Consider the following 22,655-nt stretch of genomic DNA (forward strand, 5'->3'; position numbering starts at 1 on the left):
AGGCAGCAAAAAAGCCCGCCACCCACTAAAGCAGGTGACAGGCTTGCAAGATGAATTTTCCACAACGCATCTTGTAAGCCAGTTTACCACCGAAAGGCGGTAAAGTCAAGCGGATGCCCTGGCAGGGCCGCACCGCTCAAACAAAGCGGCCCCGCCCCATAACCCCGGCAGCCCGCCGGGGTGAAACTGAAAAGCAAAGGAGCAAAGAACATGAAACTTGCAAAGAAGATCACCACCGCCGCCGCACTGGCGGCCGCACTGCTGGCAGGCACCGCACCAAAGGCCGCGGCGCAATGCCCCTACACCGTCGGCCCCCTGGGCCGCTACATCGCCCCGGCCATTGTGCAGGGCATGACCGCCACCGATGACGGCGCGGTTGAAGTCTGGTGCACCGATGCGCTGGACGGTGACGACTGGTTTTTTACCGTCGATGCAAAAACCGATCTGCGGATTTATGACCGGGTGCAGCTGGTAGTTGATGCCAACGACACCCCGGACAATTTCGCAGATGACAGAGTGGTTGACGCTCTGTTTTGCCACGACTGCACCGAAGATTGAACCGAAAGGAGCGCAACAACATGATGACACTTGAACAGATCCGCGAACGGAACTGCAAGGAGAACGCCGCAGCCCGCCGCCTTCAGGCCGCCGGGTATCGGCTGGAAGGATGGGACCCCCGCACCGGGCAGCGGATCGCCGCCCAGATCACCAACGAGAACACCAACGCAGAGCGCCGCACGTTCTACGCCTTCCCCACCTGGCAGGATGCCGCGGCCGCGCTTCTGGGCTGAATGCCCACCGGATGCCCTGGCAGAGCCGCACCGGACAAAGCGGCCCCGCCCCACTACCCCGGCAGCCGCCGGGAGATCATCCCGAACATCAACCACAACGAACAAAGGAGAACGAACCATGAAAGGCATGACCAACAATCAGATCATCATGAACGAAGCCGCGAAGCTGGACCCCGCCACCCTGCACGCCATCGCCACCGCGCACCACACCCCGGAGCAGATCGCCGCAATGGCTGCAAACGCAGTCACCACCGACGAGAACGGCGACGAGCAGCCCGCCACCATCGCAGACGTTGAAATCATCCTTGCAGCGGCAGAGCTGCACACCTTCGATCACTGGAAGAAAGAAGGCAAGAGCGTCAAGAAGGGCGAAACGCATTTGATTGAATGCTACCTGTGGAAGTACACCACCCGCCCCAGCAAGGCCCAGCGGGAAGCCGCTGAAGCCGAAGGCAAGGAAGCAGCCCCCGCGCCGCATTTCTACCCCACGAAATCGCACCTGTTCAGCTGCTTGCAGGTACACGACGCAAAGCAGGCCCCCGCCGGCCGCTTCGGATCTGTCGCCGCCATCATGGAGTATAACAAGAAGCTGGCCGCAGAACGCAAGGCCGCAAAGGCAGCAGCAGAACAGGCCGCCCCCATCATCACCGAAGAACACCACGAATTGCCGGAGCTGGTGCACGTTGACCCGCTGCCCACGAAGAAGGCCGCAAAGAAGGCCAGCAAGCCCACCGCACCGAAAGCCACAAAGAAACCCGCCGCCACGAAAAAGGCCGCGCAGGCCAGCGCACAGCCCGCCCCGGATGCACTCCGCAAGGCAGAGCGGGAAGCAAAGGCCGCTTTCCTGGCTGTCCCCGAAACCGACCGCAAGGGTCAGGCCGCCGCGCTGGATGCCTGGCGCAAGACCCGGAAGGCCGTAGAGGATGCAAAGCAGGCCCCCGCCGCCGTGGCTGTGCCGGATGAAGCACCCGTGAAACAGCTGGACTTTGAAAGCATCGCCGCCGGGCTGCTGGCATGACCCACCACCACGAAACCGGATATTTTGGCAGGGCTGCACCGGGCAAAGCAACCCCGCCCCACTACCCCGGCAGCGCACCGGGCACGAAAAACAGAACGAAAACGAAAAGGAGTTTTTGCAATATGAAAAGAGCAACCAGCACCCCCGCCGGGCTGAACGTGAAGAAGATCACCGCCTATCTGAAAGGGCAGGCAAAAAGCCGCAACGCCGTTCGGATCACCTGCCAGAGCGGCAGCGTGTACATCATCACCGGCTATGCAGCGTTCAAGCTGCCCGCCATCCTCTACCGGGATGTTATCCAGCCCGTGACCATGCAGGACGCACCCGCCGACGGCGTGACCATCGTTTCCAGTGATGACGGGTTTGTGGTCAACGATCCGCACCAGCTGACCGCCGCGCAGATGTTCCAGAAGTTCAGCGCCTGCAAAGAAGAAGTCAAACGCACTTCAATCTTGCAGGAAGTCGAAGCAAAGGGCAAAGTCTGGGGCACGTTCCGAATGTTCCGCAACGGATCCCGGCCCATCATGATAAATTCGGAGTATGACGCTTTTGTGGATCATCACGAATTTGTTTACCACAGCAGCAACAGCCCGTTTGCGCCCATCCTGGCAACGGACACCGTAGACCCGAAGAAGGCCGCCGTTTCCGTGCTCATTGCCCCGATGAAGGCGAACGACGAAATACAGCAGGTATGCAACCGCCTGTTTGCATGATACGAAAGGAGAACGAAATCATGAAGAAGTTTGACAACATCTTTGAACAGGCCCGCGAGATCATCCGTCAGCAGTGGACACTGCAAGACCTGCGCCGGAAAGCCCAGTGCACCGGCAGGCCCGAAGAGGTCCGCCAGCAGATCGCCGCCGCCCGGCTCCGCCTCATCTGCGCCCGCCGCGGCTACCAGCTCAACGCCTGACACGAAACCGGATGCCCTGGCAGGGCCGCACCGGACAAAGCGGCCCCGCCCCACCGCCCAGCATTCCGCCGGGCATATCACGAAACACGAAAAGAGGTTTACACCATGACCACCCCAAACGATTCCCTGGACTTCTACCCCACGCCGGACAGTCTGGCCTTTGATATGGTTTTCTCCCTGCGGGAAGTAAAATCCGGGTTCACCACCTACCCGAAACCCATCCTTGAACCGTCCGCCGGTGATGGAGCGCTTGCGCGTCAGGTCCACGCTCTGGCGTTCAACGTCCACCACGACTATAAGACCGGCGAAATCGACCGCTACGACAAGGAGAAGGCACGAAGCGCAGAGCTTGACTGCATCGAGCTTTCCAGCGACTTCCGCGCCGTGCTGAAGAAAGACGGTTTTCGGGTGGTGCATGATAACTTTCTGACCTTCCGCCCCACCACGAAATACGCCGCAATCGTCATGAATCCGCCTTTCTCCGCCGGTGCCGCGCACCTGCTCAAAGCGCTGGATGTCATGCAGGACGGCGGCAAAATCCGCTGTCTGCTCAACGCCGAAACCCTGCGCAACCCCTGCACCAACGAACGGAAAGAGCTGGCCGCAAAGCTGGAAGAGCTGCACGCCACGGTAAAATATATCCCGGATGCGTTCAAGAACGCCCGCCGCGCCGCCCGCGTAGAGGTGGCGCTTGTGTCGGTGGACATTCCCGACCGGGAGCCGGTGAGCCGGATCCGGCTGGATCTGAAAAACGAAACCGCAGAGCGCTTGAAAGAAAACCCGGAGTTTGCCGCCCTGGTATCTTCCGACCCCATCACGGCAGCCATTGAGCGGTACAACGCCGCCGCAGAGGGTGTGCGCCGGATCTATGAAGAGTACAACGGAATCAAGTCGTTGTTTTCCTCTGCCGGCGCTGGTAAGAAAGAAAACCCTGTGATGGCTTTCACAAAATCTTATAACGACGCTATCCGTGAACTGCGCGGGATGTACTGGAAACAGCTGTTTGAAATGCCGCAGCTGTTCGATGCGATGACCTACGAAATGCAGCGGGATTACCAGAAGCGAATCAAAGAGCTTGAAGGCTACGACTTCAGCGCGTACAACATTCTGACCGTCCGGGAAGAAATTTCACGAAATCTTCTTTCCAGCATCGACCACGAAATTATAAAGCTGTTCGACGACTGGACGAACCTGCATTATAACGACGAGTACAGCAAGAACGTGCATTATTACAACGGCTGGTGCACGAACTCCGCGTACAAGATCAACCGCAAGGTGATTTTCCGCTGCAACGCTTTTGATACATACGATGGGCGTTTCTGCCCCCGGTACAACGCAACAGGCCATGTTGCCCAGATCGAGCGTGTACTGCACTTCCTGGACACGAACGGCAAGCCCTACAATGGGGACGAACTCCGCGCCGTCCTGGATGCCGCCGAAAAGAGCGGCCAGACCCAGAAGATCCAGCTGCACTATTTCACCGCCACGTTTTACAAGAAAGGCACCTGCCACATCGAGTTTACGAACACGGACGTTTTGAAGTCCTTCAACCTCTACGCCGGACAGCGCAAAGGCTGGCTGCCGCCCACCTACGGCAAAAAGAGCTATCACGATATGGCCGCCTCAGACCGCCGGGTGGTTGACAGCTACGAGGGGGAGGCCAGCTACACCGACACCCTCACCCGGCACCTGATCCCCACGCAGAGCACGTTTTTACAGCTGAACGCTTAACACGAAACCGGATATTTTGGCAGGGCTGCACCGGACAAAGCAACCCTGCCCCATCTTCCCGGCATTTACGTCGGGAACATCACGAAACAGAAAGGAGGTATTTTCATGGTTCGATGTTGGATATACTCCGCTGGGCCGGATCAATGCCAATGCTACAACGTGGATGACGAAAACTTGGCTGATCTGGCAGCGCAGGCGCAATTCCTAGAGGACTTCCGTGCCCAGCGTGCAGCAAACCCGGCTTTATACCGGCAGCTGCTTAATATGCTGGTTCCCGCCGCCGATGCCATTCCCATGCGCAACTATACCGGCCTGCCGTTCTGACAGCCAGCCCCGGCAGCCCGCCGGGGTTATTCTTGCATCTCGTCACGAAATCTTGTTCTAATTTATTGCTTTTATTTGCGTTTTGCTCTATCATGACAGTAACGAAACACGAAAAGGAGGTTTCCCGTTATGACTATGATTCCCGCCTTCGGCCCCTGGACAGAGCATCCCGCAGACACTGACGAAGAAAAGCGCCTTGCCAGCGCCCAGCAGAGCAAGACCAGCCCGCTTTCTGTGGACAAGGAACACGAAACCGGGGTTTTCTATGGATCCGGCAAAGAGCCGTACCAGACCAGCCTTGCAAGCTGCACCTGCAACGATTTTGTAAAGCGCAAAAAGCCCTGCAAGCACATTTTCCGGCTGGCTATGGAGCTTGGTATCATTGATGTGGCCTATAAGACGGGCCGCAGCACCGGCGAACGAAACGAGGCGCAGATCAGCTTTGCAGACAGTGTTGCTCTGGTGGAGCAGCTTTCCGACGCGGCACAGAATGCAATCAAAGATATGCTGTATTACACCAGTGAGCGCATCGACGACCGCCAGAAGCCTGTAACCTGTCACGATCTGGATCTCGTGCCGGAGCTGCGCACGTCGCCCCTGCTGCACGAAAATCCGTACCCGCTGGAAGAAGTGCTGAACGATCTGCCAAAGCCCTTTGTTGTGCAGCTGCTGGATCTGGTGCACCGGGAAGGCAAGCCGAAACGAAATGCAGCCAAAACCGTAATGGCTGCATGGCTGGCGCAGAACGCACCCATGCTGGCAAAAGAGATGCCCCCTTGTGCATCCTTCTCTTTCGTGGAGGTGTTCGACAAAGCCCAGCGCGACGTTTACAAGTACCTGCATCGCAAGTACGACACGGAAACGGACTGGTACACCGGCGCAGAGCATCCCGCTGGGGCTGTTCCTGCGGCAGACGGTTCTACTTACTACTTCCCAGAGGACAGAGTTACCGATGCCCTCACGAAACGCGGTTTCAATCGCTGCCTGAATGGGTACACCCCCACGAAATCGAAATCCTGACAACGAAACTTCATCTTTTTCTGCTAAAGATGATATTTCGGCATATTTAACCCGCCTTTTTGATACAAAACCTACAATTTAGGGGCTTAACTGCCCAGAAGGAGGCATTTCTACGAAAGATGCAGAGTTTTTCGCTCCTTGGCGGCTGGTCGCTGCCTTTGCTGATGGCTCCAGGCTCTTGTTCGACGGATTGACTGAAGAACAGGCACGGGAAGCGATGGAAGCCGCCCAGGAGCAGCACGGAGACATTGGTTACTGGAACCGGGTCACGGATCAGAACTATGAGGACGGCAGATACTACAAAACCATCCCCGAACCGCCCTGCGTGAACGTCGTTGACTTCACCGGTTACGATGGGCCGCTCGACGAAAACGGTTTTCCTGTCGGCCTGATGGACGAAATCGCCCAGAACGCCAAAGAGGAAGGCCGGGATCCGAACGAACCGCAGATTATCTTCAAGCGCAACGCTCCGCCGGATGACCAGCCGCCGCACGAAAAGTAAATCACAAAATCCAAAAAAGCCCGCCGGGTCGATGACCTGACGGGCTTATGGTGTTGAAAGGATGGTTTGTATGAAGTTAAACATGGATTGCGTCCGCGCCGTTATGCTTTGCGCAGAAGAGTACACAGACTATAACCACTATTGCTATTTCATTTCTTACCAGAAAAACAATGTGAACGACTTCCTGCTGGATGACCCGGAAACACCGCCAGCCTACCAGCTTGAACTTGAAAAGACCTACGACAACGACGATCTCTTTTACGCCGTTGAGTATTGCGTCAAATCCGGGTTTGTTGAAACGCTTTTCTCGAAAGACACTTATCGCATTCCCATTTCCCGCATTACGCCTGATGGGCATAGATTTCTTGAAAACATTCGGTCTGATACGAACTGGGAAAAGGTCAAAAGCGTTGCCAAAAAGGCCGGCTCTTTCAGCGCAGATGTGATAATCGAGATTGCAAAGAACGTAGCTGTGGAAGCGGCCAAACATTTTTTAACCAACACCTGACGAGCTTTCCTACCTCTGCATTTTCCAATTCGGTTTGGATTGCCGCTTCGTTGTACCAGATTTGCTTTTCTTTGATTCCAGTTTTCACGATTTCTTTTGCGATGGTTCTAACGGCATATTCTCGCGGGCTTATCATGCCGCTGTCAATCTCAATTTTGATCTTCACTTTGTCCTCCTTCGCGTAAATCCGGTTCAGCTGCCCGCCTTTCAGATTGGCAGTCCAGCAGCGGCTCTCCTGAATCCGAGAATATCGGTTTTGCTCTAATTTGACGTATCATAGCTTCGCACAGATCCTTTACCTCTTCTTCCGATTCCAGGACTATTTTGCCATCATTTCCTCCAAAGACTTCAATTCCGCCCTCTCTCCGTGGAATCACAGACCAGCGCAGATCAAACAGCACATCCTCGTTCCCCGGAAATTCTCCGCCCGGAAGGTTAAACATTGCTATTCCGCCAGACGGTTCAATAATTTCATCATCGGTCAGTTCAATTTTGATTCCCATTTTTCAAGGCCTCCGTAACCCTCAGCACATCTTTTGCGAAACGCAGCGTTTTCGCAAGATCTTCTGCGTTCTTGAAACGGACTACGCTTCCTGCGTTTGAAATCAGTTCAACGCCACCATCCGGTGCCATCCTCACGAACCGGCACAGTTCGCCCTCTTCCCGTGCGGCCTGCTGCTCTTTGGTTTCTTTGATAAAGCAGGTTCTGAGCGCGTTCTCTGCGTCACAGTATACGCTCCTGTCACTCCGCACCAGCCTATACATCCTTCCGGGCGGCACCCGAACCTTGTTTTTATGCTTCTTTCCCATAACTTTGTCCTCCTTTGCACGAAACCCGGTAGGCCAACTGCCCGCCGGGTTATTTCTATGCCTGTTTTCAGATTTTTGGGGTAGTCGTGTTTGTTTTTCTACGACCATCGGACACGATTTTGCGGAAGCGCCTGCACATGAAGTTCCGCAGGCAGCCTTGCCTATAAGAGAATGTCACCCTCCGCCCAGGCATCCGCTCGGCGCTGTCCCTCGCGCGTGTTTAACGCACGCGATAATAAAGCGGCGCACTCCGGGAGCCGTTCCAGGTTCCTTCCCAGCTGTGCAAGAGCGACGTTTCGCAGGTACTTCAAGTGCTGCACACTGTATGGAACTTTCTGCTGTACTTCGTGCCATTTTTTGTGGCCGATGTAGAACTCCGTTAAAATCAGATTGTGGCCACTGTCCAGCCTGTTCATTTGTCCCTGGATGATACGCTGATCTCCCAGCAAAACCGCCCGCTGCTGTTCCAGCTGACGCAGTTGGTCTCCAATGCCCAGTTCATCCATCCGGCAGGCCATCGCCGCCGTGCTGTCCCCAGGCGTTCCGCCACGGGGCATTCCATCGGTGCCCATGCCCCGCATAGGGTCCACTTCATCGCTCAGTGCGGTACACTGACGGCGGATGATCTCTATCCGCTGCGGGATGTCCGCATAATATTTCAAGATTGCCTCCGCCTCGTGTACTTTCACTGCTCAGTCCTCCCAAAAAATCAAAAATCTTTCTTGAAAAGGGGTTCTCCGAAAACGGGTTCTTCACCCTTGACGCGCTCCACCATGGCACCCACGCCGTAAATGTCCTCAATGACCCGGCGCAGACGATCATAGGCAAATTCTTCTCCGCCATCGTCCACCCAGCCGAGGAACTGTTGGTAATTTTTCTTGATTTCTTCCTTCACGACCTCGATCTGTTCAGGGGTGTACTCCATTTCTTCCAGCGATTCCACAAAGAAACGAACGATCATCTTTGCAGCGTCCCGGCGTTCAGCCAGAACACGCAGCTTTTTTTCAGAGCCTACCAGACCACCCGCCGGGAGCCAAAATTCTTCCGGCATCAGGTGGGCAGTGCGTGCTTCCAGCCGCTTGAGGGCTTCCGGTGCACCGTACTTGTCGTGATCCATGATATACCTGGATGCAGCATTGTTCATCTTCAAGGTCAGGAGCGTAGATTCTTTCTCGCCCCAGTCCCAGAGATCATGTGCCGCGGCAACTGCGCAGTACGAAACGACCTGCCCGATTGCCTCACGGTTCAGCGTCGTGCGGTGCTTCGACTTGCCGATGTTGATTTGCTGATTCACTGCATTCTGGATGCTCTGCCGGTAGAATGCTGGCATCCTTGCCCTGCTTTTTCCCATGATGAATCCTTTCCCGCCTGTTCGGCCAGGCGCTTCCACTTTCTGATTTCTTCCGCCGTATCTGGCGTGATATACTCAATAAACCGCCAGTGCTGCGGTTCTGCCACAAGATCGATAAACATACGGCGGCGGTGGATGTAATCACGCTGCTGCCGCCGGGTGAATTTGCTTTTCACTTCCACCACCTCAACCGTGCCATCAGCATAGGTCAGCACAAAATCCGGGGTATAGTGCGCCGCCGGGAGCTTCACATTGCCGTATTCTTTTTCCGGCAGCATAGTAAACCTGCGGTGCAGCTCTACCTTCACGACCTCGCCACTCTGGACTTTGGGCAGAACAGTTCCCATGTAGTAGTCATACTCGCCCCGGCTGTCAAACTCGTGTCCGGTCGATCTGGCGGCATTCACAGCGGCTTCCAACGATGCAGGTGCAGCTTTGCCCCCGCACCTTCTCTGTGCAAGCTGCTTTTCCGCCTGTGCCCGGTAGCGTGGCGGCAGGTCAGAAAGTTCCAATCTCATGCTCATGGCTGGTTTCTCCTGTTCTTCCGCCGGGTCTCCGGTTTCTTTTTCAACTTGAGGATCAAATGCTTGGTGTTGTTGCCGGTGATATGCTGCTCACACTCACGCAGAGTATAGCCAGGGTATTTTTTCTCCCAGTACGCACGATCATCCGGTAGGGTAAACGCTTCGTCAAAGCGCTTGCGGCTCCATCTTGTGTCGTTCGGGCGCGGAGTTTTCGGCTTTTTCAGTCCTTGGCTCTGCCGCCAGCGGCGGATGCGGGCGCGGGCTTTCGTCATGTAGGTCGTCAAGCGTTCAAAGCTGGAACAGGTCAGATCGATAGGTTCAACTTTCACAAGCCCCATCGGCCGCCCGGTGCTGTCCCGCCACAAGTCCTTGATCTCCTGCCATGTCAGATTGCCTTGCAGGATCGCATGATGGTGGTGTCTGCCGGTAACTTTCCCGTCCTCATCCATCACGCTGTACTCTGCAACCTGCATCCACTTGGATGCTTCTCGACCCATCTTTTTGCAGAAGCGCTTCAAGCGGCGAGTAAAATTCGTCCAGTCCCGGTCTACTTGGTCAAAATCTCCGGGTGCTGGCTGGTGGTTGTGGTCGTATGTAAACGTGACTGCCCAGTCGCTTTCCCCGAAATTCGTATAGGCCAGCTGGCAGAAATACCGCCTTGCTATCATGTCGTTATACTTCTGCTGCGCAATGGAGGTTGCCAGCTCTCTTTTGCGGCGGGTGCTCGCGGTGTGTTCCTTGTCCGTTGTTTCAAAGAGATCCACTTCTGCATAATCGGATGTTCCGAGAATGTGTTTCTGCTCCCGAATGTACCATGCCCGCACCGTTCACTTCCTCCTTCCGCAAAGTTCTACTGGGATTTTCTTTTCTGTGGACCAAACACACACGGCTTCGCAGGGCAAGGGGGATACAACGCCGGGCAGGTCTTTCTAAGTTTCCTATTCCGTCAAGCCCTACAGACCCGCCCTCGTTTTCTCCCCCTTGACCCCCGCTTTCCCCGGCTTGTGTTCTTCTGTGGTCGCTAGATTAAGTTACACATACAAGCCCCTTGCCGCCTCGTCAGGGCGGCAATTTAACGACGGGCTTGCTTAATTCTTGATTAGAGCTTGATTAGTTTACTTCGTAGTCACCGATGCTGTTTTCTTCCGTTCTGACTTCCCAGCACTCGCAGGTGTCCTCCGGGTCAGTGAAGTCGGCACGGTTCGGTGAATTGCCGTTGAAGCATACCCAGGTGTAGCCCTCATGCCAGCGGCAGGTGCAGCAGGTTCTTTCAGGTTCCATCATCCTGTGTTCCTTTCGTCACGGTTCTAGCAGTGTGTGGCAAATCGGACAGGCGTGCGGTTCCCAATCTGTCCTGTACCCGCATACCGGGCACTCATACCAGCCGTATGGAAACACACCGGTAGCGTCATAGAATTCACGCTGCCATTTAAGTGGTTTCGGCAGTGGGGTGCCGGTCGCTTTCGCAAATTGGGCGGCCCGCATAGCAGTTGCAATGGCATCCCTTGCAGGTTTCAAAGAATCGTGTTCTTCCTTTTTCTGGGAGTTATCTGTCTTACCCTCCATGTCGGCCACCTTCATAAAAACGATCCATCGTTTCGCGGTACACTTTGTAGCACTTCGGGCACAGATCTCCGATTCCATGGATGTTTCTCATTTCAAGCGCCCAACCATCCAATGCTTTCTGGTCAAACACACCATCGTCGAACCGTTCCGCGAACACCTGCTTTCTTCACCGGTTGCAGATAAACATTGCTCCGTTCTGTCTCATGGTACTGTCTCCAACTTTCCAACTTCAAAATCTTCAAGGTTCGGGTGCTGCTTTTTGGCGGCGCAGCGGGCTGCCATGTCCGCTTCTTCCTCGTTGTCTGCCTCGACCTCAAAATCTCCTAAGTAAACTTCGCCGTAGGATTCATAGGCCACGACTTCCGCTTTGTATTTCATTCCTCGTCGGCTCCTTTTTCTCTCAACTCGATTTTCGGCCGCGGCTGGTCGCTGCGGTTCATCGGGTCGTAGTAGCTGACACAGCCCGGCATACCTTCCGGGTTATCGTGCCAGGCCAGCGCGTGCCGGATGACCAGCCAAACGATTTCCGCCCGGTATGGCACTCTCATTACATCCGAGATAGGGGCAGGGAGAACAAATCTGTTATATGCCTGTTCCATTCCTATACGCATGAAATCTCTGCGGTCTATCGCAACCTCAAAAGCGTTATCTTCCTGCTTCTTGGTCTTGAATGCCCCATTTTTCAGATCAGAGTGGAATTTTGCAAGGCACAGATCATCGGCTACATCCCAAAACTGTCCCATGTGCAGCCGCAGATACCACTCGCAGGCAGTCTGCACAGCCTCCGCCACTGGGCGGCTCATGGTCAGCGTGATGGTCTCGATTTCGGTAGGTGCGTCATTCTCCTTCGCCATAGTGCGGCTCCTTCGCTCCCGGCCAGTGACGGCGTTGGCTGCGCTCAAACTTCCGGGCCATCGCTGCTGTCTGAATAGCTTCCACGGCCAGAGCAACAGCCCGGTCATATACACCCTTCGTGGAAATCTGCGGATTGTTGGAGTAAACATTCATCCACATTGCATTGAGTTCCTGACGCAGACCGTTCATCTCCTGCGCAGCTTCCACGACTTCTTCTTGGATGATTCCCGCGCCCTCATGCGGCCCTGCAAACATCCGAAACTTCTTGTTTGCAGCGGCCAGCTCAATTTTGACCAGCCGCTTCACGTCATTTTTTACCGCATCCATGATTAGCCCTCCGTCCGGCTCTTGATTTCGGCCAGCAGGTCATCCAGCGGAACATCGGAAAGCGAAAACCCGGCCTTTCTTTCGTCCTCGACAGAGACCAAGAGTGCAGAGGAAAAGCACAAAACGGGGCGAACACCATAGGAGTAGTTGTACCAGCTGCTGCTGAAGGAGCCATCGGTGTAGACGTACCAGACGTCGCTGTAATTGACGGTGAGCGGAGAGCAATTCGGCGTACCGTAAGGCGTTGCCAACCACCACGGCGCATCTACCTTCGGGATCAGCCGCCAATATTTTCCGTACCCGCGCAGGGTCAGCAAGCCAATCCGGTACTCGACAGTTCCATATTCAGTCTGGCCGGTCGTATCCTGCAGATCAATCTTGAACGGGATGAAAATATCCAGCGGCGTGCCTTTCTCGGTAAACTCTGCCAAACGGTTGCCCAGATACGACATGATCTCGCTCCGGCGCAGATCATTGGGGCATTCCGGGTCGTCTCCCTCACGGAACGGCATTTTCGTCCAAATGTCCTTTGCCAGAACGAGGCAGCCGTGTTCGTCCGCATCCAGCTTCACAAACTCCTTGCCCAGCGCTCTGAAGATGCCACCATTTTTCACATCACCCAAGGTTACACTTTTCAAAATCTTGCTCATCGTTATTCCTCCACTAAAACCACATTGGCCCAGCTGGTCTCGTATGTTTTCCCGTCAATCGTGACTTTCACGATACGATCATTGTGTGCAAACGAACTTACCTTGTCCGCCCGTCCTTTGTCCAGTAAAGTGCCGTCCGGCAGGTAAACATATACCGTCTTGACCGGTTTTTCACCGCTTGCTGTGCCCTTGACTGCTTCACACCCAGTCAGTGTTACGCACAGCGCGGCAGTGCAGGTGGACAAAGCCAGCAGTTCCAAAGTCTTACGCATCGTTTTTGTTCTCCTGTTCGCTCAAGTCCTCCACATCGGCAACATCCCTAGTCTTTTTCACCATGTCGGCAAGCTCACGCAGTCCAGACTTTGCCAGAGGTTCCAGCTTTACAGGAAGCACCGCGCCGCGCACCACCATTCCGTCCTTGATAACATAGTAGCGTCCGCCGCTCGCCATCTTCCTGGCGCAGTATTTGAAATATCCGCTCTTGCGGATTTCATCTGCTACTGGCATGATCTGCTTCGCATCCACAAAACCGACCGTTCCCGAAACAGGCTCGATCATTGGAACCAGTTCACACCCGCAGTACCGGATGCCGATTCTTCCGGTCACGCAGTCCATTTCTCCGTCTTCCGTGTCGTCCAAATCCATCCCTTCGATGTGATGGAGATCATCCGGGCAGTCATTATCAAACTCGATGTCTGCCCATTCCTTTTTGCTGATGCCCAGGAGGGTTGCCAACTCACTTTCATTTTGTGCCTTCGGAAATCCGGTCAGCGGGAAGATTGCCGTTTTGGTTCCAATGTACAAATCATAGGTTCTGCAATCGTCATAGAACACTTTGTAGAGTTTACAGTACCCATCTGCCTTAATGAGCTTTGCGATTGCTGCCAGCTTCATTTGCTTCTCCTTTCAATTTCGATAGCCTGAACTTCAAACTTTTCGTACTCCGGGTAATGATTCTCGGCCTGCTCCTTGGCTTTTTCAACAGCCTGTTCGGCGCTGTCCGCATCCAGCCGGTACGGCAGCCAACCCGGCCACCCACCAGCACCGGTCGCTTTCAGCAAAATGTAGTACCTCTGCATCGGTGTGTTCTCCTTTCAGTTTTGGGCAATCCCGGAGTTGAACCGGGCCGGGCCTGTTCCCATGCTCACAAAAAAGGCCGCCGCAGCGGGCGGCCTGTGTCAGGAGTTGTGCGACCTTATTTTCAAAATTTTCTTTGCTTCCTCTGCGTGGAGAAGGACGCTGTCCCGGCAGGTCATACCCGGCTCTTGTAGCTCATAGAGCTTGCACTCTTTCGTGCAGCCTTTACTGCCTTTTCTGGTCTGTTCATTACACGTTATAAACCGTGCCGAGAGGATCCGTGTCAGTGTTTCATTGTCCATCATGCCACCAGATAAAGCCAAAGGAACTTAATCAGTGCGGCAGGCACAAAGAAAATCAGTGCCGCCCACAGTGCCACAGCTGCCAAAACCATCAGAACACCCAGTGTTTTCACAAATCCGTCCATTGCTTTTTCTCCTTTTAAGTTCAATTCTTGCCCAAGCTGCAAGGTCTTTCCAGTTTTCAGATTCCCGGCGATATGGAGTATCGCTGGCGCGTTTATCAACTGCTTCTGCAAGTTTTTCAACGCACAAGTCAGGCAACTCCTCAATGTGTGATTCAAAAAACATAGCCATGACATCCAACGGGGCACCCGCAGCAGCAATAGCCAAAACTTCTGCGTCATTTTTCTTGTCTCTGTGCGTTTGGAGCTTGCCCCACATCACTTCGCTGCCTCCTGGATGATCCAGACCCGGTGCGTTCCATAGCCTTGCCAGCTCAGTGCATCTTCGTGGCTTCCAGAAACGGCTATGTCCAAGTGTTTTCCCTGGATTCCCGCTCCTTTGTCCTGAACGATCCGCACTCCTACATCCTCGATATAGAGGACAGTCCCAAACGGGAACACGTCCGGGTCTGCCGCCACCGTCACGTCAGCTTCCACGGGGGCACCGCTGGCTGTGATCCCGGTTCCTGTTCCGCAGATGTGCTCTCGCTTTTCGGTGCAATAGGCTGTACAGAGAAAATCTCCAGCATCTTCAACCAGCAGCTTCCCATCCAGCCGGTCCCGTGCTTTCAGAGAATCCCGCAGTGTGTCGGCGTATTCTGCCACTTCCTTTGAAACGCCTTCCCAGTCCTCATACCGGGACTTGTAAATGTCCCGCTGACATTCCAGATCATCAATCCGGTGATAAAGCACGTTGACCTGTATACCTGCAATCATGACCGCCACCAGAGCGATTTTCCCCACATCAATTTTCATATTCTTTCCTTTCCGGGAAGTGTTTCTTTGTAACGGCAATCGGAAATTCTTCAATTTCCGATGCCCACCGAGCAGTCCCGGTGCCGTATGTAGTTTCCCAGACCAGTGGGAAACCGCCGATTCCGTCAAACAAACTTCCCAACTTTGCGCCATCACCCATGTATAGCTTCATTTTTTGCGCAATCCAGAACCATTGCGGCAGAGCGATGGAATTTCCAAGCGCCTTGTACCGTGGGCTGTCCGCCGCCTTGTGCTTTTTCCCTTTGGTGTCCGTCCACTCTCCAATGTCCGTCCATCCATCCGGGTAGCCCTGCAACCGCTCACATTCTGTCGGTGTCAGCCTGCGGACAATCCATCTTGTTCTCTGCCCAGCAAGTACCGCCTGCTGGTTCCCGCCCGCTGATTCTCTGGACGGAAGTGCTGGGAATGTGCCATCTTCGCCATATACCCGCCGCGCCTGGGTGTCCCATGGATTCAGGCAGCCGGAGTATTCGATTGCCACAGCCTGCGCATCGTGCATGGTGTCCAGCGTCCCGGATTTTTCCTTACTGGCGTAGGCGTGTGCCTGTCCATTGCCGATGCCGTAGCTTGTGACCTGCCCCGGCACGGCCACGAGCGGCGTATTTCCCCCACCTGTTCCCCAACTGTCGTAGCCCGTTGGGGAACAGGTGGGGGCTTCCTTGTACCGTGCGTCCTGCGCATGGTTTTCAAAAACAACAGGCTTGTCTGCCGGGTGGTCCGTAATCATTGGGACATGCCCGCCGCCAAGGCCCATACTCGCCGGTAATGTTGGGCAAATACCCGTCTGCGTGACCGTTGCGTGAACCTGATTGCTTTCCAAAACTACCGGGTTTTCTTCTTGAATGCTGTATACCACCGCGTGCCGGTCAACAGTGTTAACTGTAAAGGATCCGTTTTCTCTTACTCCTGACCCGTTCTGGTTTGTTTTCCGGTCAACCATATTCCCGCTAATGCAGTATGTCGGTTCTCGAATCAGTTGGAAGAGCGTTTGGTCTTGGAGTGTCGATAGTGTCCCGACTTTTTCTGTTTGCACAAGAGCGCCCTTTCCGCCTCCGGCGCACCCAGAGCGGATTTTAAGCGAATACGCAGCTGCTTCACTGCTATTTCTTCCAGGTGTTCTTTCCTCTCGTTCAGAGCCGCCAGCTTTTCCTGCCTTATCCGTTTCTGCTCCTCCGCTGCCAATGCTTCCATCACTCGTGCAGAAGTCCCCGGCTCCCACCACTCGATCATTTCCAGCAAGGCGGTTTGCAACAAGTCCGGCAACTTCTTTCCACGCCGGGATGCGCGGGTCAGGATGCCTTGACAGGCTCGTGCGCTCAAATAATATTTCTCCGGCGCGTTGACCTCCAAGGTCGAGGATAAGAGCGATACGCTTTCTGCGCTGGGCCACTCCGAAATATTGACTGTCCAGCTGTCGCCAAGCCAAAGACCATCCGTTTCCGGTGATTGCACCGGCCTTGCTCCATCTGCCCCCCCCTCGTAGGTCCAGGAATGGCAGCGTCTGGTTGTCCAATGCGGGCAAGTTCTTCCAGAACCGCCCGGAAGTCTTCTCCGTTGTTGCTGGAAAAGGCTCCGGGTACGTTCTCCCAAATAGCGAAAGTTGGACACAATCCATTTGTGCTTGACCTCATTTCCTTTATGATCCGAACAGCTTCCATGAACAGTCCAGACCGTTCTCCTGCAAGACCTGCTCTTCGTCCGGCAATGGACAAGTCTTGGCATGGGCTTCCAAATGTGATGCAGTCCACCGGCTCGATTTCATCACCGTGGATTTTTGTTATATCTCCCAGATGAATCATATTGACCTCATTTCTTTTTGCACGGACGGCCGGCATCGAACCGGCTTTCCTGCTCATGGGGGATAGTCAGAAGCAGGGTCATCCTCTATGCGTCCGCATATCATACCCGTCCGGCAAAGAGAGCACCGGACGGGGTGGCCACGGCAATGGCCTACCGCTTTTGTTCCTGGGCGGATTGAACAGGGCATTTCTACGCTCATGCTGCGGCGCACCCGGTCCCGTCGATTCCATGCGGGTGCGACTTTTGCGGAAATGGCAGCCCGGTTTTGCACCGGGCTTTAACGGAAAGGAGGACGCTGCTGTACAGCACCATTCCGCTATGCCGGTCGGCTGATTTCCTGACCGTACCGGCTTCCATGGAAAACTCAACTCGGCACATACAGGGTCCGACCCTGCTTGCAACGCTCAATGCCTAGAAAAAGCGCCATGCGCCATATAAAAGCAGCCCCGCTTCTGCGGTGCAGGGCTGCTTATTTCACGTTCGAGAAGAACCATGCTTTGTATCAGCGGCACTGTTTTTCTCGTAGTGCTCGCACTCCACGTTGTAACCACTGCAAGGCGCGCACCGGGCTGCGGTTATCTTGAATGTGTGCTTGCACTGTTCTTCAGTACCCTTTTGTTTTCCCTTGTGCAGGGATACTCTGGTATGTGTACTTCTTGCCAAGCTCTTGATCTTCCTTGCTTTATATAAATAGGTGTTTCGGCCCAAAGGCTTTGGGTTTCGACGCTTGTCCTGCATCGCTTCCCAGCGCACCGGTGGATTGAAGTTTTTCCGCAATTTCATCCAGATTTTGAAACTGCTGAAGTCGCTTTCCCATGTTCCGAATGTTTCATCCATCCACTTGAACATTTCTTTTACGGCTTCTGGCAATTCAAATTTTCCATCACATAGGGGTCCCGGCACTTCCTCAACATCCGGCATGGTTGTCGGCAGTTCTATTCGCTCACCATTCGGAAGATCATAGTAGGCGGTGCCTCTGCTCACTCTTCTACCTCCATGATGTGCGTTGCGATCATGTCAGCCATGTGCAGGCACAGAGCTTCCGGGCAGCGGTCGTATACTTTGCTGAGCGTTCCCCAGTCCTGCTCTCCGCTATATGCTCCCATGTGCCACCTGATTGCTAGGGCTTCCGTGTCGGTCAAGAAAATCCAGTCTTTGATAATGCTGACGGATGCTTCACCGTGTCCCATCAAGTGACTATCTTCATAACGGTAACTGCCATCCGGCTTTTTGATGTACTGCCCAGCCTTGCAAACGTCATGGAGTAACGCGGCGGTCAAGACTGCGCCCTTATTGCATTTTGCAAACTGCGGCATCTTGTCGCATAATTCCAGGGCGGCTCTTGCCACATTGAGAGAATGCATCACCAGACCGCCGGGGACATTCAGGTGATGCTTCGCGCTGGCCGGGGAATTGTAAAAGTCCAGTTCTTCCAGCACCCGCATCAGTGCCATACCGCCGCGCCTACCCTCAATAGCCCGTACCAAAAGGCTGTTGAACTGGTCTTTCAGCGAGATTCTTGTTGCTTCATCCATAGGTCGTTCCCACCTTTCAATCCCAGTCCCGGACTTCATTGTTCCAGTCATAAGCCTTGTTGACCAAAGTGTCCAGCAACACCGGCACTGCCCATGCAACGGCAATGAGATCTGGGTTGTAATTGATTTTGAATAGCCAGCAGACACCCCAGATCAGGGTTGAAAAAATGCCATACAGCACGCCGAACACCAGCAGGCTTTCTCCCAGGTGCAGCGCATCGCGGCGGAAGCGCCGCCAGTTGAATGTCTTGTTGAAGTTGTTGATTGCTCTGTGAAGTTTTTCAAGAATCATTTTTTCTTTCCCTCCATGTGAAACAGGCTTGTTTGACTTGTGTACTCAGAAAACCGTTCTTCTTCCAACTGGAAATAGAACGGATCAATTTCAAATCCGATAAAGCCAAGCCCTGCCTCATATGCTGCTATGCGGCTGCTTCCGCTTCCGAGGTGGGTGTCAAGGATCTTCTGTCCTGGCTCTGCATAGTTTTTGAAAATCCAGTCATAAAGAGCAACCGGCTTCTGCGTTGGGTGGATTCGCTTTTCGTTCAAGCTCTTGTTTCCCTGCATGGTGTCGCCTTCTGTGATGCTTTTTCCCTGCATCATGCCGGACCACATATACCGGAACATTCTCACTGAGGAAAACAAATTTGTCGCCGCAATCTCGCAATCTGAAAAGCTGGAATTTCCATTGCACTTGTCCCACACGATCCGTCCAGTAGCAAACTGGTAGTCAAAATAATTACAGCCCCATACAATATAGCGGCGGCACACTCGAAGCAGCTCCCTGAAATACTCCGGTTCTGGTTTACTCCAAGCAGGAGAAACGGGGTAGTCACGATGTACGCCTATTTTGCTGACTTTTGATCCGTAAAATCCTCTGCGTTCCGGGCCAGAGAAATACGGTGGATCCACAACCGCCAAATCAAAATAATTATCCGGGAACAGTTCCATTGCCGGCAGGCAGTCCATGTTATAGCAATGGTTCAGCTTAAACACTTCTCCCATGCCTTACTCCGCCGGGCAATCCGCCCGATACCTGAACCGCTGCTTTGCGTTGTATAATCGCTGCTGCCCAAGCTCTGCACTATATCCTGCGCGACCATTGGCATCCATCTTTCCAGTGTCACCGCGCTTCAGTTCCTTATAGATGGTGGAATAGTTGAAGCTCATCGCCCTGGCGATTCCGGCAACACTCTGTCCGGCATTGTACCGGGCTTCCAGCACCTTGCGGTCATCCTGCGTCATGTGTTTTGCCATTCCTGTTCCCTCGCTTTCCTGAAAAATGCGCAAAAAATAACGCAAGAGAATCCGCTAAGATTTCTCTTGCGTTTTCTCTTGCGTTTATTTTACAAATTCAGCATTTATTTTTTCTTCTTTTTCCAAACCACGAACCCTGCGCAGGCGGCGGCTGCGATCACCACCACCGGCCATGCACCGGCAAGGGCAACGATGACCTGCTGCAGGCCACCCACAAAGTTCTGCCAGCCAGCGGAAAGGGCGCTGACAAAGCGGCTGCCGAAGCCCTCGCTGGGCGGCGAGTAGGTGCTCACCTCGCTCAGGCTCACGTACACGGTGCACTCTTCCACCTGATCGTTGTACCAGTCCATCTGGCTCTGCCAGCTCTCGATCTGGCTCTGCACATCCGTCAGGCTGGACTCGATCTCAAGCAGGTCGGAGAGGTTGTCGGCCTGCTGCTGCAGCTGCTGCAGGCGGGTTCGCTGGTTCTTGAGATTCTCAAGCCGGGTCTCCACGTCCATGTACTGGGCGGTCACGTCGTCGGCCTGCTGGTTTTTGTAGGTCACGTTGCCTGCTTCGGCCACGGCGGCAAGAAAGTTCTCGTAGTTCTGCTGCGGCACCCGGTAGGTCAGGCTGACACTGCGGCTGTCACCGGCATCCGAGTATTCACTGCTGGATTCCAGATAGCCGCCCGCTTCAGCAAGAGCAGCATCCAGCGCAGCGCGGGCTGCGTCGTAGTCCTTGCTTTCCAGGCTGAGGTTCGCGGTGTAGATGATCTTTGCGTGGTCGGTGCTGTGGGCCGCTGCTGCCGCGTCGTCCTCCGAATAAACAGCGGTGCCGTTGTCTGCGCCGCTTTCCAGCGCCATGGTGTTCAGACTGTAATCGGCTGCCATGGGGCTGTCTACAGCGGCGCGGTCCGCGCCGCCTGCCGCCATCACCGCCGCAGTGCTGTCCGCAGAATAATAGACCGCCGGGCTGCTGCTCTTTGCGCCAAGGCCGATTTGTCCGGTGGCAAAAGCACCATAGCCTACCACGCACACAGCAAGGCAGGCCGCCAGTGCGCCCACCCGCTTTGCGGGGAAGCGGATCAGTTTCTTCTTCGGCTGCACCGGGGCGGACTGAGCCGGTACCGGTGCGGCGGTTTTCATCATGGGCTGGGCCTTTTCTTCTTCGGTCAGCTGGTCGGTCATGGCCAGCAGCTTTGCCTTCAGATCGTCCGGGGCGTAGAGGTCGTCCGTCTCCATCTTGTACTCATACCACCTCATCTTCGATCTCCTCCTTCAGCATCGTATGTAACTGCGCCCGGGCACGCCGCAGCCAGCTCAGCACCGTGTTGGACGGTGCGCCCATCATCCGGCCGATCTCCGCCGCCGTGTACCCCTCGTAGTAATGCAGATAGATGGCATTGCGGTAGTTTTCCGGCAGGGCGCGCACTGCGTCCAGCACACTGCCGTCCTCAAACGCATCGGGCGCGGGCAGGTTCTCGTCCAGCTCGGTGTCCTTCTGATGGGCTGCGCGGGTCAGGTCCCGGCAGCGGTTGATGGCCACCCGCAGCAGCCACGCCTTGAGGTGCTCCTCACTCTCAAACGTACCATTATAATGCAGGAGCTTCTCGTAGACATCCTGCACCACGTCCTCGGCATCGGCTGTGCATCGGCTGTTGTGTATGGCAGCGCGGTAAACAGCATCGCTGTATTTCTGCACTGCCAGCGTAAATACTTCGTTTCTGGTCAGCTGTCCCATAGTTTCAAGCTCTCCTTTACCGCCTGTACAGGGCTGGTGGAATTCGTGTTCCACGGGGGACATTCACCCTATACACGGCTGAACGCCCCCGAAGATTGCATTGCAGGAAAAATTTATGAAAATCACCTTTTATATACTCTCTGCAGCAGGGCCACCCGTTCTGCAAGGAAGGTCTCGGCCTTCGGATGGTGCAGCCAGCGCTTGTTCGCCGCTGTGCCAGCCAGCTTTCTGCCCAGCGCTTCCGGGTCGGTATCGGCCTGCATCACATCCTGCATGGTCAGCTGCAGCGTCAGCGCCGCAGGGGTGTCCGGCAGCGGCGGCAGCGGGTCCTCCCACACAAAGGGCGGCAGCAGCTGCACCGCCACCGTGGCGCGGGTGCACTCCTCGGTGAGCAGCAGGGCTGCAGGCGTGCCGTCCGGCTGGACGTGCAGGGTGCTGTACAGCAGCTGCAGACTGCCCTCGGCCAGCAGGCGGATATCCCCCTCCCGCCCGGTAGGCGAAAGGCTCAAATATTCCCGCGCCTCGTCCAGATAGATGTGCCGGGCCGGTGCCTGCACGCGGGCATACAGCGCAGGCAGCGCAAAGCGGCCCGCTTTGTCCAGTGCGTGCTGCAAAAGCAGGTAGAACTCGGTCAGTGGGTAGGCCGGGTCCGGCTGCGGCATCCCGAAATCGGGGCGCGATACATGTCCTCCACCCATGGGGAACCTCCTTGACAAATAACGCTGATGCGGTATAATAAATACAGAAGGGGCGCTGACTGCAAGGGTCAGCTTTCCATCCCGTTTGTCAAAAAGATTGACCGCACAGTTTGGAAGCAGGGCGGTCAATCTTTTTTGTTATCATCGTCTTTCTTCTGGGAAAACTTTGCCACGACCTCAATGGTCAGGCGGATCACATCCACGATCAGGCTCAACAGTGTGAGAATGAACGTGAGCAATGCGAGAGTCTCCAAAAGAGTCATCCGACATCCCTCCCTTCGCCTTCAAGGCTCCGGGCAGGGCACTTGCAAAAAAGTTTCCTCCCGGAACCTCTGCTTCATCCTAAGTAGAAAACTAGATAAGAAGAATCAGCGATAACGGGACAGAAAGCATGACCACCAACTTTGCAATCAGCGCCTTATTGACAGTATATCACATT

General features: G+C 54.8%; 38 protein-coding genes. 10 read left to right on the forward strand and 28 right to left on the reverse strand.

Going from position 1 to position 22,655, the window contains the following annotated elements; all coding sequences use genetic code 11:
• The first annotated feature begins 210 nt into the window (after positions 1 to 210).
• The 10 genes from DWY76_RS09240 (at position 211) to DWY76_RS09285 (ending at position 6,807) form a co-directional block, all read left to right on the forward strand.
• A complete protein-coding gene (locus DWY76_RS09240; RefSeq protein ID WP_120081106.1) occupies positions 211 to 558 on the forward strand; it encodes a hypothetical protein in 348 nt (115 codons plus the stop codon).
• 20 nt (positions 559 to 578) lie between these two features.
• A complete protein-coding gene (locus DWY76_RS09245; RefSeq protein ID WP_120081108.1) occupies positions 579 to 791 on the forward strand; it encodes a hypothetical protein in 213 nt (70 codons plus the stop codon).
• Between the two features lie 118 nt (positions 792 to 909).
• Positions 910 to 1,809 (forward strand): hypothetical protein, encoded by a 900-nt coding sequence (locus tag DWY76_RS09250; RefSeq protein ID WP_243111999.1) that lies wholly within the window; start codon positions 910 to 912, stop codon positions 1,807 to 1,809.
• 122 nt (positions 1,810 to 1,931) lie between these two features.
• Positions 1,932 to 2,522: a hypothetical protein gene (locus tag DWY76_RS09255; RefSeq protein WP_120081110.1), complete on the forward strand. Its 591-nt coding sequence runs from the start codon at positions 1,932 to 1,934 to the stop codon at positions 2,520 to 2,522.
• A gap of 20 nt (positions 2,523 to 2,542) precedes the next feature.
• Complete coding sequence (locus tag DWY76_RS09260; protein WP_112148790.1) at positions 2,543 to 2,722, forward strand: hypothetical protein; 180 nt, start codon at positions 2,543 to 2,545, stop codon at positions 2,720 to 2,722.
• A 105-nt stretch (positions 2,723 to 2,827) separates the two neighbouring features.
• Positions 2,828 to 4,453: a DUF4942 domain-containing protein gene (locus DWY76_RS09265; RefSeq protein WP_120081112.1), complete on the forward strand. Its 1,626-nt coding sequence runs from the start codon at positions 2,828 to 2,830 to the stop codon at positions 4,451 to 4,453.
• A gap of 174 nt (positions 4,454 to 4,627) precedes the next feature.
• Positions 4,628 to 4,777: a hypothetical protein gene (locus DWY76_RS14040; protein WP_207665845.1), complete on the forward strand. Its 150-nt coding sequence runs from the start codon at positions 4,628 to 4,630 to the stop codon at positions 4,775 to 4,777.
• Positions 4,778 to 4,906: 129 nt separating this feature from the next.
• Entirely contained in the window at positions 4,907 to 5,797 is an 891-nt protein-coding gene (locus DWY76_RS09275) for an SWIM zinc finger family protein (RefSeq protein ID WP_120081114.1), read from the forward strand.
• 217 nt (positions 5,798 to 6,014) lie between these two features.
• Positions 6,015 to 6,299, forward strand: a complete 285-nt coding sequence (locus DWY76_RS09280) for a hypothetical protein (protein ID WP_120081116.1) — start codon at positions 6,015 to 6,017, stop codon at positions 6,297 to 6,299.
• Positions 6,300 to 6,381: 82 nt separating this feature from the next.
• Positions 6,382 to 6,807 carry a DUF2513 domain-containing protein gene (locus DWY76_RS09285; RefSeq protein WP_279221597.1) on the forward strand — a complete coding sequence of 142 codons (426 nt, stop codon included), beginning with the start codon at positions 6,382 to 6,384 and terminating at the stop codon, positions 6,805 to 6,807.
• A 149-nt stretch (positions 6,808 to 6,956) separates the two neighbouring features.
• Here DWY76_RS09285 and DWY76_RS09290 read toward each other — a convergent pair whose 3' ends face one another.
• From DWY76_RS09290 to DWY76_RS14060, 28 genes are all read right to left on the reverse strand, one after another.
• A complete protein-coding gene (locus DWY76_RS09290) occupies positions 6,957 to 7,310 on the reverse strand; it encodes a hypothetical protein (protein WP_120081118.1) in 354 nt (117 codons plus the stop codon).
• Positions 7,294 to 7,617 (reverse strand): hypothetical protein, encoded by a 324-nt coding sequence (locus DWY76_RS09295; protein WP_120081120.1) that lies wholly within the window; start codon positions 7,615 to 7,617, stop codon positions 7,294 to 7,296. Before DWY76_RS09295 ends, DWY76_RS09290 begins: the two co-directional genes overlap by 17 nt.
• Before the next feature lie 161 nt (positions 7,618 to 7,778).
• On the reverse strand, positions 7,779 to 8,306 hold the full coding sequence (locus DWY76_RS09300) for a hypothetical protein (protein ID WP_120081122.1): 528 nt from the start codon (positions 8,304 to 8,306) through the stop codon (positions 7,779 to 7,781).
• 20 nt (positions 8,307 to 8,326) lie between these two features.
• Positions 8,327 to 8,947: a hypothetical protein gene (locus tag DWY76_RS09305; protein WP_120081124.1), complete on the reverse strand. Its 621-nt coding sequence runs from the start codon at positions 8,945 to 8,947 to the stop codon at positions 8,327 to 8,329.
• Entirely contained in the window at positions 8,908 to 9,492 is a 585-nt protein-coding gene (locus DWY76_RS09310; RefSeq protein WP_243112000.1) for a DUF1064 domain-containing protein, read from the reverse strand. Before DWY76_RS09310 ends, DWY76_RS09305 begins: the two co-directional genes overlap by 40 nt.
• Complete coding sequence (locus DWY76_RS09315) at positions 9,489 to 10,256, reverse strand: hypothetical protein (RefSeq protein ID WP_165852609.1); 768 nt, start codon at positions 10,254 to 10,256, stop codon at positions 9,489 to 9,491. The genes DWY76_RS09310 and DWY76_RS09315 overlap by 4 nt, the downstream gene beginning before the upstream one ends.
• A gap of 346 nt (positions 10,257 to 10,602) precedes the next feature.
• On the reverse strand, positions 10,603 to 10,776 hold the full coding sequence (locus DWY76_RS14045) for a hypothetical protein (RefSeq protein ID WP_165852610.1): 174 nt from the start codon (positions 10,774 to 10,776) through the stop codon (positions 10,603 to 10,605).
• 483 nt (positions 10,777 to 11,259) lie between these two features.
• On the reverse strand, positions 11,260 to 11,436 hold the full coding sequence (locus tag DWY76_RS14050) for a hypothetical protein (RefSeq protein WP_165852611.1): 177 nt from the start codon (positions 11,434 to 11,436) through the stop codon (positions 11,260 to 11,262).
• A complete protein-coding gene (locus DWY76_RS09325) occupies positions 11,433 to 11,912 on the reverse strand; it encodes a hypothetical protein (protein ID WP_120081130.1) in 480 nt (159 codons plus the stop codon). The genes DWY76_RS14050 and DWY76_RS09325 overlap by 4 nt, the downstream gene beginning before the upstream one ends.
• Positions 11,896 to 12,240: a hypothetical protein gene (locus tag DWY76_RS09330; RefSeq protein WP_120081132.1), complete on the reverse strand. Its 345-nt coding sequence runs from the start codon at positions 12,238 to 12,240 to the stop codon at positions 11,896 to 11,898. The genes DWY76_RS09325 and DWY76_RS09330 overlap by 17 nt, the downstream gene beginning before the upstream one ends.
• 2 nt (positions 12,241 to 12,242) lie before the next feature.
• Positions 12,243 to 12,890, reverse strand: a complete 648-nt coding sequence (locus DWY76_RS09335) for a DUF6273 domain-containing protein (protein WP_120081134.1) — start codon at positions 12,888 to 12,890, stop codon at positions 12,243 to 12,245.
• Positions 12,891 to 12,892: 2 nt separating this feature from the next.
• Positions 12,893 to 13,162, reverse strand: a complete 270-nt coding sequence (locus DWY76_RS09340; protein WP_120081136.1) for a hypothetical protein — start codon at positions 13,160 to 13,162, stop codon at positions 12,893 to 12,895.
• A complete protein-coding gene (locus DWY76_RS09345; protein WP_120081138.1) occupies positions 13,155 to 13,784 on the reverse strand; it encodes a hypothetical protein in 630 nt (209 codons plus the stop codon). The genes DWY76_RS09340 and DWY76_RS09345 overlap by 8 nt, the downstream gene beginning before the upstream one ends.
• Positions 13,781 to 13,969: a hypothetical protein gene (locus DWY76_RS09350; RefSeq protein WP_112148771.1), complete on the reverse strand. Its 189-nt coding sequence runs from the start codon at positions 13,967 to 13,969 to the stop codon at positions 13,781 to 13,783. Before DWY76_RS09350 ends, DWY76_RS09345 begins: the two co-directional genes overlap by 4 nt.
• 327 nt (positions 13,970 to 14,296) lie before the next feature.
• Positions 14,297 to 14,653, reverse strand: coding sequence for a hypothetical protein (locus DWY76_RS13860; protein WP_133300810.1), 357 nt, complete (start codon positions 14,651 to 14,653; stop codon positions 14,297 to 14,299).
• Complete coding sequence (locus DWY76_RS09355) at positions 14,650 to 15,186, reverse strand: 3D domain-containing protein (RefSeq protein WP_120081140.1); 537 nt, start codon at positions 15,184 to 15,186, stop codon at positions 14,650 to 14,652. The genes DWY76_RS13860 and DWY76_RS09355 overlap by 4 nt, the downstream gene beginning before the upstream one ends.
• Positions 15,176 to 16,147: a DNA cytosine methyltransferase gene (locus tag DWY76_RS14545; RefSeq protein WP_347562246.1), complete on the reverse strand. Its 972-nt coding sequence runs from the start codon at positions 16,145 to 16,147 to the stop codon at positions 15,176 to 15,178. The genes DWY76_RS09355 and DWY76_RS14545 overlap by 11 nt, the downstream gene beginning before the upstream one ends.
• A gap of 32 nt (positions 16,148 to 16,179) precedes the next feature.
• Entirely contained in the window at positions 16,180 to 16,557 is a 378-nt protein-coding gene (locus tag DWY76_RS14055; protein WP_165852599.1) for a hypothetical protein, read from the reverse strand.
• Entirely contained in the window at positions 16,524 to 17,063 is a 540-nt protein-coding gene (locus DWY76_RS09370; RefSeq protein ID WP_347562243.1) for a DNA cytosine methyltransferase, read from the reverse strand. Before DWY76_RS09370 ends, DWY76_RS14055 begins: the two co-directional genes overlap by 34 nt.
• Positions 17,064 to 17,481: 418 nt before the next feature.
• Positions 17,482 to 17,991 (reverse strand): hypothetical protein, encoded by a 510-nt coding sequence (locus DWY76_RS09375; protein ID WP_120081142.1) that lies wholly within the window; start codon positions 17,989 to 17,991, stop codon positions 17,482 to 17,484.
• The gene (locus tag DWY76_RS09380) at positions 17,988 to 18,542 is read right to left on the reverse strand and encodes an HD domain-containing protein (protein ID WP_120081144.1); all 555 of its coding nucleotides are present in this window, start codon (positions 18,540 to 18,542) and stop codon (positions 17,988 to 17,990) included. The genes DWY76_RS09375 and DWY76_RS09380 overlap by 4 nt, the downstream gene beginning before the upstream one ends.
• 16 nt (positions 18,543 to 18,558) lie before the next feature.
• The gene (locus tag DWY76_RS09385) at positions 18,559 to 18,834 is read right to left on the reverse strand and encodes a hypothetical protein (RefSeq protein WP_120081146.1); all 276 of its coding nucleotides are present in this window, start codon (positions 18,832 to 18,834) and stop codon (positions 18,559 to 18,561) included.
• Complete coding sequence (locus DWY76_RS09390; protein ID WP_120081148.1) at positions 18,831 to 19,544, reverse strand: DNA methyltransferase; 714 nt, start codon at positions 19,542 to 19,544, stop codon at positions 18,831 to 18,833. Before DWY76_RS09390 ends, DWY76_RS09385 begins: the two co-directional genes overlap by 4 nt.
• A 3-nt stretch (positions 19,545 to 19,547) precedes the next feature.
• On the reverse strand, positions 19,548 to 19,796 hold the full coding sequence (locus tag DWY76_RS09395) for a helix-turn-helix domain-containing protein (protein ID WP_112148765.1): 249 nt from the start codon (positions 19,794 to 19,796) through the stop codon (positions 19,548 to 19,550).
• A gap of 104 nt (positions 19,797 to 19,900) precedes the next feature.
• Positions 19,901 to 21,040 (reverse strand): DUF4349 domain-containing protein, encoded by a 1,140-nt coding sequence (locus DWY76_RS09400; protein WP_120081150.1) that lies wholly within the window; start codon positions 21,038 to 21,040, stop codon positions 19,901 to 19,903.
• Positions 21,027 to 21,518 (reverse strand): sigma-70 family RNA polymerase sigma factor, encoded by a 492-nt coding sequence (locus DWY76_RS09405; protein WP_044954130.1) that lies wholly within the window; start codon positions 21,516 to 21,518, stop codon positions 21,027 to 21,029. The genes DWY76_RS09400 and DWY76_RS09405 overlap by 14 nt, the downstream gene beginning before the upstream one ends.
• 122 nt (positions 21,519 to 21,640) lie before the next feature.
• Complete coding sequence (locus DWY76_RS09410; RefSeq protein WP_243112001.1) at positions 21,641 to 22,216, reverse strand: hypothetical protein; 576 nt, start codon at positions 22,214 to 22,216, stop codon at positions 21,641 to 21,643.
• A 125-nt stretch (positions 22,217 to 22,341) separates the two neighbouring features.
• The gene (locus DWY76_RS14060) at positions 22,342 to 22,479 is read right to left on the reverse strand and encodes a hypothetical protein (protein ID WP_005944979.1); all 138 of its coding nucleotides are present in this window, start codon (positions 22,477 to 22,479) and stop codon (positions 22,342 to 22,344) included.
• Between the last annotated feature and the right edge of the window lie 176 nt (positions 22,480 to 22,655).

The sequence above is a fragment of the Faecalibacterium sp. AF27-11BH genome (genome assembly GCF_003603005.1).
GTDB classification, from domain to species: Bacteria; Bacillota; Clostridia; order Oscillospirales; family Ruminococcaceae; genus Faecalibacterium; species Faecalibacterium taiwanense.

Excerpts from the sequence above, each read along its gene's own strand:
- DWY76_RS09240 (WP_120081106.1), top strand. The coding sequence starts at position 211 with ATGAAACTTGCAAAGAAGATCACCACCGCCGCCGCACTGGCGGCCGCA.
- DWY76_RS09245 (WP_120081108.1), top strand. The coding sequence starts at position 579 with ATGATGACACTTGAACAGATCCGCGAACGGAACTGCAAGGAGAACGCC.
- DWY76_RS09250 (WP_243111999.1), top strand. The coding sequence starts at position 910 with ATGAAAGGCATGACCAACAATCAGATCATCATGAACGAAGCCGCGAAG.
- DWY76_RS09255 (WP_120081110.1), top strand. The coding sequence starts at position 1,932 with ATGAAAAGAGCAACCAGCACCCCCGCCGGGCTGAACGTGAAGAAGATC.
- DWY76_RS09260 (WP_112148790.1), top strand. The coding sequence starts at position 2,543 with ATGAAGAAGTTTGACAACATCTTTGAACAGGCCCGCGAGATCATCCGT.
- DWY76_RS09265 (WP_120081112.1), top strand. The coding sequence starts at position 2,828 with ATGACCACCCCAAACGATTCCCTGGACTTCTACCCCACGCCGGACAGT.
- DWY76_RS09275 (WP_120081114.1), top strand. The coding sequence starts at position 4,907 with ATGACTATGATTCCCGCCTTCGGCCCCTGGACAGAGCATCCCGCAGAC.
- DWY76_RS09280 (WP_120081116.1), top strand. The coding sequence starts at position 6,015 with ATGGAAGCCGCCCAGGAGCAGCACGGAGACATTGGTTACTGGAACCGG.
- DWY76_RS09285 (WP_279221597.1), top strand. The coding sequence starts at position 6,382 with ATGGATTGCGTCCGCGCCGTTATGCTTTGCGCAGAAGAGTACACAGAC.
- DWY76_RS09290 (WP_120081118.1), bottom strand. The coding sequence starts at position 7,310 with ATGGGAATCAAAATTGAACTGACCGATGATGAAATTATTGAACCGTCT.
- DWY76_RS09295 (WP_120081120.1), bottom strand. The coding sequence starts at position 7,617 with ATGGGAAAGAAGCATAAAAACAAGGTTCGGGTGCCGCCCGGAAGGATG.
- DWY76_RS09305 (WP_120081124.1), bottom strand. The coding sequence starts at position 8,947 with ATGCCAGCATTCTACCGGCAGAGCATCCAGAATGCAGTGAATCAGCAA.
- DWY76_RS09310 (WP_243112000.1), bottom strand. The coding sequence starts at position 9,492 with ATGAGCATGAGATTGGAACTTTCTGACCTGCCGCCACGCTACCGGGCA.
- DWY76_RS14045 (WP_165852610.1), bottom strand. The coding sequence starts at position 10,776 with ATGATGGAACCTGAAAGAACCTGCTGCACCTGCCGCTGGCATGAGGGC.
- DWY76_RS14050 (WP_165852611.1), bottom strand. The coding sequence starts at position 11,436 with ATGAAATACAAAGCGGAAGTCGTGGCCTATGAATCCTACGGCGAAGTT.
- DWY76_RS09325 (WP_120081130.1), bottom strand. The coding sequence starts at position 11,912 with ATGGCGAAGGAGAATGACGCACCTACCGAAATCGAGACCATCACGCTG.
- DWY76_RS09330 (WP_120081132.1), bottom strand. The coding sequence starts at position 12,240 with ATGGATGCGGTAAAAAATGACGTGAAGCGGCTGGTCAAAATTGAGCTG.
- DWY76_RS09335 (WP_120081134.1), bottom strand. The coding sequence starts at position 12,890 with ATGAGCAAGATTTTGAAAAGTGTAACCTTGGGTGATGTGAAAAATGGT.
- DWY76_RS09340 (WP_120081136.1), bottom strand. The coding sequence starts at position 13,162 with ATGCGTAAGACTTTGGAACTGCTGGCTTTGTCCACCTGCACTGCCGCG.
- DWY76_RS09345 (WP_120081138.1), bottom strand. The coding sequence starts at position 13,784 with ATGAAGCTGGCAGCAATCGCAAAGCTCATTAAGGCAGATGGGTACTGT.
- DWY76_RS09350 (WP_112148771.1), bottom strand. The coding sequence starts at position 13,969 with ATGCAGAGGTACTACATTTTGCTGAAAGCGACCGGTGCTGGTGGGTGG.
- DWY76_RS09355 (WP_120081140.1), bottom strand. The coding sequence starts at position 15,186 with ATGAAAATTGATGTGGGGAAAATCGCTCTGGTGGCGGTCATGATTGCA.
- DWY76_RS14545 (WP_347562246.1), bottom strand. The coding sequence starts at position 16,147 with ATGGTTGACCGGAAAACAAACCAGAACGGGTCAGGAGTAAGAGAAAAC.
- DWY76_RS09370 (WP_347562243.1), bottom strand. The coding sequence starts at position 17,063 with ATGAGCAGGAAAGCCGGTTCGATGCCGGCCGTCCGTGCAAAAAGAAAT.
- DWY76_RS09380 (WP_120081144.1), bottom strand. The coding sequence starts at position 18,542 with ATGGATGAAGCAACAAGAATCTCGCTGAAAGACCAGTTCAACAGCCTT.
- DWY76_RS09385 (WP_120081146.1), bottom strand. The coding sequence starts at position 18,834 with ATGATTCTTGAAAAACTTCACAGAGCAATCAACAACTTCAACAAGACA.
- DWY76_RS09390 (WP_120081148.1), bottom strand. The coding sequence starts at position 19,544 with ATGGGAGAAGTGTTTAAGCTGAACCATTGCTATAACATGGACTGCCTG.
- DWY76_RS09395 (WP_112148765.1), bottom strand. The coding sequence starts at position 19,796 with ATGGCAAAACACATGACGCAGGATGACCGCAAGGTGCTGGAAGCCCGG.
- DWY76_RS09400 (WP_120081150.1), bottom strand. The coding sequence starts at position 21,040 with ATGAGGTGGTATGAGTACAAGATGGAGACGGACGACCTCTACGCCCCG.
- DWY76_RS09405 (WP_044954130.1), bottom strand. The coding sequence starts at position 21,518 with ATGGGACAGCTGACCAGAAACGAAGTATTTACGCTGGCAGTGCAGAAA.
- DWY76_RS09410 (WP_243112001.1), bottom strand. The coding sequence starts at position 22,216 with ATGGGTGGAGGACATGTATCGCGCCCCGATTTCGGGATGCCGCAGCCG.
- DWY76_RS14060 (WP_005944979.1), bottom strand. The coding sequence starts at position 22,479 with ATGACTCTTTTGGAGACTCTCGCATTGCTCACGTTCATTCTCACACTG.